Origin of the sequence: Kangiella sp. TOML190 (assembly GCF_023706045.1) — a bacterium.
In the GTDB taxonomy this organism is placed as follows: domain Bacteria; phylum Pseudomonadota; class Gammaproteobacteria; order Enterobacterales; family Kangiellaceae; genus Kangiella.
In genome coordinates this window covers 2307479-2319576 of record NZ_BQYL01000001.1, presented here as the reverse complement: position 1 = coordinate 2319576, position 12098 = coordinate 2307479, and the positions used below count along the sequence as shown (strand labels likewise).

Here is a 12098-nt window from a genome sequence, read left to right as displayed (position 1 = left end):
TGGCAGATTAGCTTTATTAATGAACGATTTTGGATGGTGATTTTGGATGCACAAAGTGAGAGTAATTCGAACCGCAACAACCGCTATGGAATATGCCCTGTTTAAAATTTAAATTAAAATCGCAATTAAGAACCAAGTTAAGGTTTTAAGAAGCGCGTTTTAAGGATAGCTGTGCTAACTCTAGCAAGGCTATTTTATATTGTGAGTCTTCAAGGACCGCTAAGGCGTTTACAGCTTTGCCAATAGCCGCTTCAGCCGCAGCATAGGTGTATTCAATCGCGCCAGTTTGCTTAATAATCGCTAAAATGTCGTCCATCTGCTCAAGACCACCATGCTCAATTGCCGAGCGGATAAACTTTTGGCCTGCTTCATCGGCATTTTCTAGCGCATGAATCAGCGGCAGGGTAGGTTTGCCTTCGGCTAGATCGTCACCGACATTTTTGCCTAAATCTGCGGTATCTGCAGCATAATCTAACGCATCATCAATTAGCTGGAAGGCGATACCCAGTTGCATACCGTATTCCTGTAAAGCCGTTTCGGTTGCCTTATCAGCGCCACTAATAATGGCTGCCAATTGAGTCGCGGCGGCAAATAAAATAGCGGTTTTACGCTCAATCACTTGGTAATAACTGGCTTCACTGACATCGGGATCATTCACATTCATCAGCTGCAAGACCTCGCCAGCAGCAATTTGGTTGGTGGTGTCCGATAAAACATCCATCACTCGCATTTCACCCACTTCTACCATCATCTGAAAAGCGCGGCTGTAGAGGTAATCACCCACTAACACCGAGGCTTGATTGCCGAATAGGGAATTGGCGGTTTCTCGACCACGACGTAAATCAGATTCATCCACAACGTCATCGTGCAGCAAAGTTGCGGTGTGGATCATTTCGATAACCGCAGCCAAGATAGACTGTGATTTGATGGGATCTTCTTGATAATTCAATGCCTTGGCAGCTAATAGTAGCAACATTGGACGCAAGCGTTTACCGCCCGCAGCAACAATATATTGGCCTACTTGATTGACTAAAACCACGTCCGATTGCAACCGATCCAAAATAATTTGGTTGGTGTTTTCAAACTCGCGATCGACTAAAGCGCGGATATCATCAAGTGTCATAACGGTATTAGTGTTGGTTTTTGCTAGCATCGCTGTTTGCATGGCCTATTTACAAGAACGGTTAATTATCATTAAAATGCCTCGCAATCCTAGTGAGACTGGCGGTTTCGGTCAAGTGCTAATTGCCTGAAAGGTACTTATTTTAATCGATTTTTATGCTGATCAGACCAATAACGGGGGCTTTTTAGCTAAAAATACAAAAAATCCTTATTTTATTGTTGTTTTATAGGTTTTTTGCTCGATAATGCTTGCCTCAAATGCCGATTTCCCTTAAAATTCGCGCCCTCAAACGGTCTATCTCGTGCTTTCGAGCCTAGATCAGACAGAAATGATGCATATTAACCATTCTGTTGAGATATACAGAAAGGTCGTTAACTGGAGAATAAATATGTACGCAGTAATTAAAAGTGGTGGTAAGCAACACCGCGTTAAAGCTGGCCAAGTAGTACGCCTTGAGAAGATCGAAGCGGAAACTGGTTCAAACATCGATTTCGAAGAAGTATTGATGGTTGCTGATGGCGATAATGTGACTTTAGGTCAGCCATTAGTGGACGGTGCTTCTGTTTCTGCTGAAGTGGTAAACCACGGTCGCGCTAAGAAAGTTAAAATTCTTAAGTTCAAGCGTCGTAAGCACCACATGAAGCAAATGGGCCATCGTCAATGGTTCACTGAAGTTAAGATCAACGACATTGTGGTTGGTGGTGCTAAGAAAAAAGCTCCAGCTAAGAAAGCCGCTCCTAAAAAAGCCGCAGCTAAGACTGAAGGCGATGACTTAACTAAGCTTTCAGGTGTCGGTCCTGTTCTTGCTAAAAAATTGCACGAAGCAGGCGTAACCTCTTTCGCTCAAATCGCAGCTTGGACTGAAGCTGACGTTACTGAGTTCGACGAGAAATTAAGTTTTAAAGGCCGTATCGAGCGTGAAGGCTGGATCGAGCAAGCAAAAGAATTAGCTAAAGGCTAAGAGGAGACTATAAGATGGCTCATAAGAAAGCTGGTGGTAGTACCAAAAACGGACGCGATTCCGAAAGTAAACGCCTTGGTGTTAAGCGCTACGGCGGTGAAGAAGTAACTGCAGGCTCTATTATTGTTCGTCAACGTGGTACTCGTTTCCACGCAGGTGCAAATGTTGGTATCGGTCGTGACCATACTTTGTTTGCCAAAGCTGACGGCAAAGTTAAATTCGAAGTTAAGGGTAAAAACAACCGTAAGTTTGTTTCTATCGACGCTTAATCGAATTTAAAAAAGCAATATAGAAAGCCTCGGCATTTGTCGGGGCTTTTTGTTTCTAAACGTAAAAAATATGGCACAATAACATTATGAAATTCGTCGATGAAGTTTCCATAAAAGTAAAAGCGGGTGATGGCGGTAACGGCATTGTGAGCTTTCGTCGTGAAAAATACGTGCAGCGCGGCGGGCCGAACGGTGGTGATGGCGGTGATGGCGGTAGTGTGATTGTGGTGGCCGATCCAGAGCTTAATACGCTAGTGGATTACCGCTTTATTCGCTTTTACGAAGCAGAGCGTGGCGAAAACGGTCAAGGCAATAACATGACTGGTGCTAAAGGCGAACACTTGTATTTAAAAGCTCCTATTGGCACTCAAATTACCGATTTAGAAACTGGCGAAATTATTGGCGATTTAACTAAAGCTGGGCAAGAAGTGTTAGTGGCAAAAGGCGGTTTTCATGGCCTTGGTAATACCCGTTTTAAAAGCTCCATTAACCGTGCGCCGCGTAAAGCGACCCATGGTACAGCGGGTGAAACCCGTGAACTACGCTTAGAAATGAAAGTCCTAGCGGATGTGGGTTTGTTGGGGCTGCCAAACGCCGGTAAATCCACCTTTATTCGCGCCGTTTCAGCGGCTAAGCCAAAAGTGGCTGGTTACCCCTTTACCACCCTTATTCCGAATTTAGGGGTAGTACGCGTCGATAACGAATCCAGTTTCGTGGTTGCGGATATTCCTGGGGTGATTGAAGGCGCAGCGGAAGGCGCTGGTCTTGGCATACGGTTTTTACGCCATTTAGCGAGGACCCGGATCCTATTACACATTGTTGATTTGTTACCCTACGACGAGTCGGATCCAGTCGACAATTTTAATGGCATCATGAACGAGCTGTATAAGTATTCGGAAAGTAAGGATATCTCCTTAAAAGATAAACCGGTTTGGTTGGTCTTTAATAAAACCGATTTGATGCTCGAAGAAGATGTCAAAGAAAAGGTTAAAGACTTTTTAGCACGACTAGATTGGGATGGTCCGGTTTATCAAATGTCGGCGGTGAAGAAAGAGGGTACTCAGATTATTTGTAATGACATCATGGAATTTTTGATTGAGAACCCTGAAGTACGTCAGTTTGAGCAGGAAGAAACCACTCAAGAGTTCCAGTGGCCAACTCAAGGTGAATCGAAAGTTAAAGATGAAGAAGCTTGGGATGATCTTGAGGACGAGCTTGGAGACGGTTTTGAGCCCGATGAAGACGATTGGGACTTTGAAGATGGCGATACTTTCGAGGAAGATGGTGTCGAAATCGAATATAAAAAATAGAACGACCGTTTTGCCGTAATTTTAGTGACTTGATTAATTTGCAATCAATGGCATTTTTGTTAACAATATCAAGCCATTAAGATCATTTGGGGGTACTCGTTGGGCACTCGCTATCGATTTAAAGATACTTTTTTGCTCGACGCCACCGAAGCGGGAGAGCGACTTATTGCCGTTATCCGGCTAATAACCTACCTGACCATTGGTTTAATTCCTTTTTCTCAATACTTGCTATTTGAAGATTCTCGGATAGAAGTTTTTATCAGTTTCGTGATTACGGCGCTCGCAGTTAGCTTTGCGGTGCTGGTCTATTGGATAGTCTCTAAAAATAAAAAGTTATTCCGTTTGGGTTGGGTGGTGAGCTTCCTTGACATCAGTCTGGTGACGATAGTTCTGCTCTTGATTGCCTTAAACAGCAACCCCGTGATTGCAACTAATAGTCTGGTGATATGGCAAATCTACGGCATTATTATTTTTGCTACCAGCTTGCGACTGAATCTACAAATGACGGTATTTACCGGCTTATTGGCAGCTTTTCAATATATGCTACTGGTCATTTATTTGGATCTAGCCTTTGACTTAAGTGAGCAGCAGATCAGTTCTAATGGTTATGGTTTATTTAGTTGGCCGTTGCAACTAGGCCGAATAGCCATTATCACGATCATGACATTGGTAGCGGCCTTTTTTGTGCTGAGGGTACGCAAGCTAGTTATTTACTCGGGAACAGACAGTTTAACCGGCCTAAAAAACCGAGCTTATTTCGAGCATGTGTTTCCATTGGAAATTGCTAAATCCGTCAGCAAACAACAACCTTTAGCGCTGGTATTTCTCGACTTTGACGAGTTTAAAGCCATCAATGACGAGTATGGTCATGCGGTCGGCGACAGCACATTGCGCGCGGTAGGCGAAGTTTTTACAGAGCATTACCGCTCACCTTATAAAGTTGCGCGATGGGGTGGAGAAGAATTTGCTTTTCTATTGCCAAATACCACCAAAGAAGAAGCAGTGGTGTTAATTAATGCACTCCGAAAAGTCCTTGCTGCAGGCGTTAGAGTCAACCCTAGACTGGTGCTTGAGCTGACAGTGAGTGTTGGTATTGTTGAATGCGCGCAAGAGGGTACTCAACCTTTGGATTTAATCAACCTTGCTGACGATCGTATGTTACAAGCAAAAAATACCGGTAGAGATAAGATCGTTTTTGACAGCTAGATCGATTTATCCTGCATCAGATGTAAGATATTGCCTTCAGAGTCTTTAAAAGCGCAAAGCCAACTTTCGCTTTGATCCGTTTTGTGGATCATTATGGGTTCTTTAACAATGAAAACCTGTTTTGCTTTCAAGTTTTGCACATCAGCTTCGAGGTTATCACTGCGGTAGTAGATAAATGCCTTGGAGTCATATTCAGGATTTTTGCCGAGGTAGAGCCGCGTGCCGCCACAATCAAAAAAAGCCATACTTTGATCTGGAAACGACATAACTAAGGTTAAACCGAGGGTGTTCTGATAAAAATCGATAGCCCTTTCGATATTTTCGACTTGTACGTGAATTTGCTGAATTCCTGTGATCATCTTTCTTTCCGCGGCAAACTAAGATATATTTAACATGAGTTAAATAATCGCGTAAAACTTAACCTATGTCAAATTTATCGCTGCCAACCGGCTTGCCTGAAGGAATGGCTGAGAATCCAACCAATCAGTTGGCGAATCAGTTGCACAAGCTTGCCATTCATTTGTTGCGGCAAGCTAGAAAACAGGATCTAGCAACGGGTTTGACTCCAGAGCGGCTTTCTATTTTGTCGATTCTGGTTTATGTCGGTTCAAAAACAGTGAACCAACTTGCCACTATGGAGCAGGTCAGTGCGCCAGCGATAACGCGAATTGTTAAAAACTTGGAAAAAGACGGTTACGTGATCAAGGCTAAGTCTAAAACCGATCAACGCGTGGTTTACGTTTCAGCCACTCGCAAAAGTAAAAAGCTGATGGAGCAAGCTAGAAAAAAGCGCATTGAGGCGATTGCCGAGTCGCTTGAATCGGCTCAACCACAAGAGTTAACAAAGTTTAAAACCGATATCGAAGCCCTATCCAGCTTACTGCAGCAGCTTTAAGTGTAATATCAAAATAATCTGACAGCTCAATTTTAGATAGCGTTAAGGCTACTCGAAATCCATACGATGGTGAAGGCTGCAATAATAATTATTAATCAATGACTTAAAGAAATTGACTGTCGAGTTTTGCATCTTTGCTAGAGTCTAAACTTAACTTTCTTCACCTTCACCAACGGGCTCGTAATTGGTCGAGATTCTGGAATTATTAAAGCCGTTATCATTGTTAAAATAAACGTAAACAGGCTTTTCGTTGCGCAACATATCGATCAAGGCTGCCAATTGGTGATGGTGGTAACAAAACGAGTAAACGTTGGGCGCGATTTGGTGCGCTTCGGCTAATTCTGCTTCCGGATCTTCTTCGAACCACACCGAGCATCTTTTGCCACCGACTCCTTCTAGGTTGAGGTTGGTTTTGCCACTGTTGCGTGAGGACCAATGGTAGTATTGATAGTTGACTACTTGGAATGAATCTTGGCTCATAATATCTGCTCCTTGCTAGTGATAAATACTCTTTGAAAATAGCACAAATAGAAGCCGCCAAAAGTGTCGCAGAAAGGTTCTGTGAAATATTTAACGGATGGAGTTATCGTTTTTAAAATTAATTTTAAAGGCTTACGGTTTGATCGTAAATTTGAGGTTTGTTTATTGGATTAACTCTTTTGCGATCTGGTAATCCTTATTCTCAGCTTCTAAACCTGAGTGTTGCTCAGCATTATCAGGCTCGAAAGCCAGTCGCGTTAGTAACGGGAAATGATCTGAGCCAATCGAAGTCAGCGTTTTAATTTCTTGTAAACTAAAGTGGGCGCTGTGAAATAGATGATCTAAAGGCCATCGCAACAAGGGATAGTCAGCATGGAAGGTGTTGAAAGTGCCACGGCCGATCCTTGGATCGAGTAGCCCACTAATTTTACGGAACAAGCGGGTGGTTCTTGACCAGGCCACATCATTGAGATCGCCTGTGACAATAACGGGCTCATCTGATTTGGCGACACTGGTAGCCACAATCAGCAGTTCGATATCTCTTTGGGTTGATTCGGTATTTTCTGTTGGGCTGGGCGGGGCGGGATGCAATAAGTGCATTTTTACTTTTTGCCCAAAGGGCAGAACCACTTTTAGGTGGAAAGAGGGAACGCCTTCTTGGACTAAGAATTTAACTTGCGAGTTTTCAATTGGCAAACGCGAGTATAGGTGCATCCCATAAAGATTATCCAGCGGTTGCTTAATGGTATAGGGCATAGAATCTTCTAGTGCCGCTAGTTGCTGTTGCCACCAGTTATCGGTTTCTAGGGTCAATAAAATGTCCGGCTGATGCTTTTCAACAAGCGCTAGCAGAGCTTGAGAATTGCGATTAGGCGTTAACACATTGGAAGTCATAATGCAGATCTGGTTATTTGGATCTTGTGACTTGGATGGTTTAACTTCTTTTGGCCAAACTCTTGAATAAGGTAAAATCCACCAGCCTTGTCGTGCTAGGCAGATTAGGTTAACGACAATAAGCAGCCAACTTACTGGCAAGCAGAGGTTTAAAAACAATAAGCCAATAAAGAGATTTAGCCCCAACAAAAAGGCAATTTGCACTCGCGGAAAATCCAGATCCCGAATCACCCAATGCGAGAGTTTCATTAGCGGTAGAAAGGTTACCAGAGCTAATACTAGGGTGCTGATTATCAGTGCGATTTGCATCAATAGTCCTTATTTGCCAACGACTTAACGCTAGTTATCATCTACTAAGAGCTCAGCATAGGCAAGCATTAGTGTGCCAAGTAATCGGACTGAACTATAACCACCAAACGCAAAAAGGCCGCGCTTCCTTTTCGAAAGGCGGCCTTAGAATCTTGCTAAGCAGCTAAACTTCTAAAACAAATTAAGTTTTTTAAATTATAGCGCTTGGATGCGAGCGTTTAAACGACTCTTGTGACGTGCAGCTTTATTCTTGTGAATTAAGCCTTTGTTAGCAGCTACGTCAATCACTGGAACAGCGCGCTCAAAAGCGGCTTGCGCAGTTTTCTTATCACCAGCTTCGATTGCGTATACAACTTTCTTGATGTAGCTACGCAACATAGAACGACGGCTTGCGTTGTGTTGACGACGGCCTTCAGCCTGACGTGCACGTTTTTTGGCAGATTTGATGTTAGCCAAGGTGTTTCTCCTAAAAAGGTTTCACTAAAAATACATAAATTTAAGGACGCGAAATATACCCGTATTTGGGCTTTTGTTCAAGTGAAAAGCCCAATTTATCGGCAATATTGCGCCAATTCTGGCATTTTTGTGGCTTTTGCCGGCTTTAGCTGGTGAGGATCGGCTTTATCCCTTAGAATTGCCGCATAAATCGGGGAACAGCAATAGGGCAGACTTAAAGTCTGTCCTTAGAAATAGACAATGGCAAATTTACTCAAATCCAGCACCATCGTTAGTTTCTGGACCATGATGTCACGCTTTTTAGGGCTGGCGCGGGATGTCGTTCTGGCACACATTATTGGCGCGGAAGGGCGCTCAGATGTGTTTTTGGTGGCGCAAAAAATTCCTAATTTTTTACGCAGGCTGTTTGCCGAAGGCGCTTTTGCTACCGCTTTTGTGCCAGTTTTTTCCGAATATTATGAAAAGCGCTCTAAAACAGAAACTTTACAACTGTTGAGCAAAGTTTCAGGTACTTTAGGCGGCTTTTTATTTATTGTTACCATTATAGGCGTCTTAGGTTCGCAAGGCTTGATGGCGATTTTCGGCTTTGGCTTTTATGTCAATGATCCGGATAAGTTTTATCATGCCTCCGAGCTGTTAAAAATCACCTTTCCTTATATCTTTTTTATCTCGCTGGTGGCCATGTACAGCGCGGTATTGAATACCCTGAATAAATTTGCCATTCCCGCTTTTGCGCCAATTTTATTGAACGTTTCGATAATCGGTATGGCGATTTGGGGAGTGCCGTATTTTAGCGATTCCACCTATGCTTTGGCTTGGGGTATTTTTATTGCAGGAGTTTTGCAGCTGCTGTTATTTATTCCTTACTTGTGGAAGTATGGTTATCTGGTCAAGCCGCAGTGGGCTTGGAAAGATAGCGCGGTAAGACGCATTATGAAGTTGATGCTGCCCGTTATTTTTGGCGCCTCAGTGAGTCAAATTAATTTGCTGATCGATACGCAGATCGCCACCTTGCTCGATGAAGGCAGTATTTCTTGGCTCTATTATTCCGATCGGATGCTCGAATTTCCTTTGGGTATTTTTGGTATTGCCATTGCCACGGTGTTACTGCCAACCCTGTCTAAATATTTCGCTAAAGAAGATATGCAGCACTTTAGCGGTACGCTTGATTGGGGCTTGCGGATGGTGTTGATGATTGGCATTCCAGCCGCTATAGGCCTTTTATGGCTGGCAGAACCGATCATGATCACGGTCTTTCAACATGGTGCTTTTGATGCGCACGATTCGTTTAAAGCAGGGCAGAGCTTACAAGCTTATTCTTTAGGGTTAATCGCCTTTATGATGGTAAAAGTTTTCCTTACGGGCTTTTATTCGCGCCAAGATCCAAAAACGCCGGTCAAGATTGGCATCATATCGGTAGTTAGTAATATCGTCTTAAATCTTGCCTTGTTTAAACCTTTTGGTCATGTGGGCTTAGCCGTTGCCACCAGCATTTCAGCCTTTATTAACGCCATTTTGTTGTATCGCTACCTACACAAACATGACCATTTGCAAATTTCAAAATCCACCGCCATTTGGATCTTAAAACTGGTTATTGCCAGTGGATTGTTACTGGCCGGATTATGGTATTTCGATTTCTCAATCGACCAATGGCAAGCTTGGACGCGTATTGAAGCCATTGGCATGATTGTGGCTACCATTGGCGCTACGATTGCTGCGTATGGCCTATTATTGGTTTTGATGGGGGTTCGCCCCAAGGATTTCAGGCTTGCGCGTTAAGTTGCTGATTCTGTTATTGCGAGCGATTTTAAATGGTGTGGTAATCTCTGGGTATTTTCGGACGCTGCTTTGATACTCCGAGTTATGTTCACGAGATTAGTTCGTCCTAATACTCTTTGTAATGACCGAGTAAAACATAGATGCAAACTTCTTTTTGGCGTTTAATTGGCTTAGCCATCATCGCGGTCTTTTTTATGGCTTTGGTGCCGGTGACCATAAAGCAAATTCAAGTGGACCCTTGGCTGGTAGGTTTTGTGCGATTAGCAATAAGTGTGGTTGGTCTTTACCTCATTGCCAAGCTGCTTAAACAATCGGTTTGGTCGAAGAAAGAAAACTGGCCGGCGATTATGTTGATTGGCTTCACTTTTTCTATTCATTGGCTGAGCTATTTTTACAGTATCCAACTTTCCACAGCCTCTATCGCTGCTATTGGCGTTTCCACTTATGGTGCTCATCTGTTGCTTTTGGGTTGGTGGTTTCATGGGCAAAAGCCAACACTATTCGAGTTGAGTTGCGTGTTGCTGGCTTTTGTTGGGGTTTATTTTGTACTGCCCGAGTTTGATTTGAAAAACGATATGACTTTGGGTTTGTTGCTTGGCGTTCTATCGGGCGCTTTGTACGCCTGTTTGCCTATCTTGCACCAAAAATACCGTCATATTAATCATCAGAGAAGGGCATTTGGCCAGTTCTTTATTGCTATGTGGTTGTTTGCTCTCGGTTTACCATTTCTACCTGCTGCGGAGTTTGAGCTATCAAAAGAAGCCATTATGGGCTTGGTTATTTTAGGTGTTTTGAGCACCCTGATTGGCCATAGCTTGTGGGTTAAGATCTCCACCGAGCTTAACCATGTGGTCACCTCCATTGTTTACTACCTTTATGTACCGATCGCTATGGCGTTAAGTTTTTTCCTGCTAAATGAAGAACTTACAGCTAATAAACTCATCGGAGCGGGGCTTGTGATCTGCGCCAATATTGCTGGGATCTATTACCGCTATCGACATTCAAAAACCACCAATCACGCTTAGTTACATTTGAAAGCTGCTCTCCACTTGACTATATAAAAAATTATATAGTAAGCTATATATCAATTTATATAGTGATTTTTACAGTGGAAATAGATTGGTAGGTGCCAGATGGAAATATTGCATGAGATTTTACGTTACACCCACATGATCGGTGGTTTTGTTGGTTTAGGATTATTTTGGATCCCAATTTTCAGCAAAAAAGGCGGCAAAATTCACCGCCAAATGGGCAAGTATTGGACTTGGCTAGGCAGGTTGGTAGTTTTGTCGGCTTTGGCAGGCTTGTTCTTATATATACCTGAAATCATTGAGAAAAATATGTCGCCTAATAGTTATGCCCCCTTACTTTTCTTAGCATACCTCTCGGTAGTGACCTACATCATTATCAGTTATGGCGTTGCAGTGCTGGCTTCGAAAAAAGATCCTCTGATCATGAATACGCTGTATTGGAATAGCATGGCTTATATAAGTTTAGTGGCAAGTATTTGTATTATTGCCTTTGCCTTTATCATCAAACCCGACTCGATGGTGGTATTATTAGCGCTGAGCCCGGTGGGACTGTTAACGGGCTTTGGCATATTGAAGTACATCAAGGGTAAGCATAGTTCTAACAAGGCGTGGCTTTACGAACACTTGGGTTCGATGTTAGGCGCTGGAATAGCTTTCCACACAGCCTTTGCGGTATTTGGTGTCACTCGTATCTTCGATATAGGTTTGGAAGGTTTTATAGCCGTTATTCCGTGGATTTTGCCTGCAGTGATCGGTATTCCTGCTCAGATTATTTGGACGCGCCATTATCAGCGGAAATTTAAAGAAATTTAGGATGCGGATTTGAGTTTACAACATATTTTATTGGGGATTTTGCAAGAACCGAAAAGTGGTTACGATGTAAAAAAAATGTTTGATGAGATATTTAGCAACTTCTGGTCCGCTGAATTATCGCAAATCTACCCGCAATTAAAAAAGCTTGCCGACAAAGGCAAGCTGTCTATCTTCGAAGAAGCCTCGAATAAAGGCCCCAATAAAAAGGTCTATCAAACTACTCAACAAGGGATTGAAGATCTGGTGGCTTGGATCGAGCAGGGACCAGCGGTGCACACCGAGCGCCATGCCTATTTGGCGCAAACGTTTTTTCTCAACAGTTTAGATGCTACCGAGAAAAAACTTGAATTTATGCAATCTCTGCATCAGGAAATGCAGCAATGGCATCAGCAGCTTAGCCATACTTTAGAGCAAGCAAAAAAAGAAACCGACAATTTTCCTTATGACTTACCCGATGAGCAGTTTTACCCATTGTTGACTTTAATGATGGGGGTGAAAAAAGTTGGCGCGATAGTTGACTGGTGTCAAGAGGCGACTGAATTGATAAAGCTACGGCTTTAAGTAAAAAAAGC

General features: G+C 43.0%; 14 protein-coding genes. 9 read left to right on the top strand and 5 right to left on the bottom strand.

What is annotated here, in order from left to right; translation table 11 throughout:
- Positions 1-145: 145 nt before the first annotated feature.
- A complete protein-coding gene (locus NFS34_RS10985) occupies positions 146-1123 on the bottom strand; it encodes a polyprenyl synthetase family protein (RefSeq protein WP_309296431.1) in 978 nt (325 codons plus the stop codon).
- Positions 1124-1511: 388 nt separating this feature from the next.
- Here NFS34_RS10985 and rplU point away from each other — a divergent pair, with 388 nt between their 5' ends.
- From rplU to NFS34_RS10965, 4 genes are all read left to right on the top strand, one after another.
- Entirely contained in the window at positions 1512-2084 is a 573-nt protein-coding gene (gene rplU, locus NFS34_RS11675; RefSeq protein WP_376707942.1) for a 50S ribosomal protein L21, read from the top strand.
- A gap of 14 nt (positions 2085-2098) precedes the next feature.
- Positions 2099-2353, top strand: a complete 255-nt coding sequence (gene rpmA, locus NFS34_RS10975) for a 50S ribosomal protein L27 (RefSeq protein ID WP_251360084.1) — start codon at positions 2099-2101, stop codon at positions 2351-2353.
- A gap of 86 nt (positions 2354-2439) precedes the next feature.
- Positions 2440-3663 carry an Obg family GTPase CgtA gene (gene cgtA, locus NFS34_RS10970; RefSeq protein ID WP_251360083.1) on the top strand — a complete coding sequence of 408 codons (1224 nt, stop codon included), beginning with the start codon at positions 2440-2442 and terminating at the stop codon, positions 3661-3663.
- A 99-nt stretch (positions 3664-3762) separates the two neighbouring features.
- Positions 3763-4869 (top strand): diguanylate cyclase, encoded by a 1107-nt coding sequence (locus NFS34_RS10965; RefSeq protein ID WP_251360082.1) that lies wholly within the window; start codon positions 3763-3765, stop codon positions 4867-4869.
- Here the strand turns inward: NFS34_RS10965 and NFS34_RS10960 are convergent.
- Positions 4866-5228 carry a VOC family protein gene (locus NFS34_RS10960; RefSeq protein ID WP_251360081.1) on the bottom strand — a complete coding sequence of 121 codons (363 nt, stop codon included), beginning with the start codon at positions 5226-5228 and terminating at the stop codon, positions 4866-4868. The genes NFS34_RS10965 and NFS34_RS10960 overlap by 4 nt on opposite strands.
- A 65-nt stretch (positions 5229-5293) precedes the next feature.
- Between NFS34_RS10960 and NFS34_RS10955 the strand changes: the two genes are divergently transcribed.
- Entirely contained in the window at positions 5294-5764 is a 471-nt protein-coding gene (locus tag NFS34_RS10955) for a MarR family winged helix-turn-helix transcriptional regulator (protein WP_251360080.1), read from the top strand.
- 150 nt (positions 5765-5914) lie between these two features.
- On the opposite strand, the gene NFS34_RS10950 is transcribed toward NFS34_RS10955, so the two are convergent.
- The 3 genes from NFS34_RS10950 to rpsT form a co-directional block, all read right to left on the bottom strand.
- Positions 5915-6244 (bottom strand): hypothetical protein, encoded by a 330-nt coding sequence (locus tag NFS34_RS10950; RefSeq protein WP_251360079.1) that lies wholly within the window; start codon positions 6242-6244, stop codon positions 5915-5917.
- Between the two features lie 162 nt (positions 6245-6406).
- Complete coding sequence (locus tag NFS34_RS10945) at positions 6407-7447, bottom strand: endonuclease/exonuclease/phosphatase family protein (protein ID WP_251360078.1); 1041 nt, start codon at positions 7445-7447, stop codon at positions 6407-6409.
- 195 nt (positions 7448-7642) lie between these two features.
- Entirely contained in the window at positions 7643-7903 is a 261-nt protein-coding gene (rpsT, locus tag NFS34_RS10940) for a 30S ribosomal protein S20 (protein ID WP_251360077.1), read from the bottom strand.
- 240 nt (positions 7904-8143) lie between these two features.
- Here rpsT and murJ point away from each other — a divergent pair, with 240 nt between their 5' ends.
- From murJ to NFS34_RS10920, 4 genes are all read left to right on the top strand, one after another.
- Complete coding sequence (murJ, locus tag NFS34_RS10935) at positions 8144-9682, top strand: murein biosynthesis integral membrane protein MurJ (protein WP_251360076.1); 1539 nt, start codon at positions 8144-8146, stop codon at positions 9680-9682.
- A gap of 140 nt (positions 9683-9822) precedes the next feature.
- Positions 9823-10707 carry a DMT family transporter gene (locus NFS34_RS10930; protein WP_251360075.1) on the top strand — a complete coding sequence of 295 codons (885 nt, stop codon included), beginning with the start codon at positions 9823-9825 and terminating at the stop codon, positions 10705-10707.
- A 108-nt stretch (positions 10708-10815) separates the two neighbouring features.
- Positions 10816-11526, top strand: a complete 711-nt coding sequence (locus NFS34_RS10925) for a hypothetical protein (RefSeq protein WP_251360074.1) — start codon at positions 10816-10818, stop codon at positions 11524-11526.
- Between the two features lie 9 nt (positions 11527-11535).
- On the top strand, positions 11536-12087 hold the full coding sequence (locus NFS34_RS10920) for a PadR family transcriptional regulator (protein ID WP_251360073.1): 552 nt from the start codon (positions 11536-11538) through the stop codon (positions 12085-12087).
- Positions 12088-12098 lie beyond the last annotated feature (11 nt).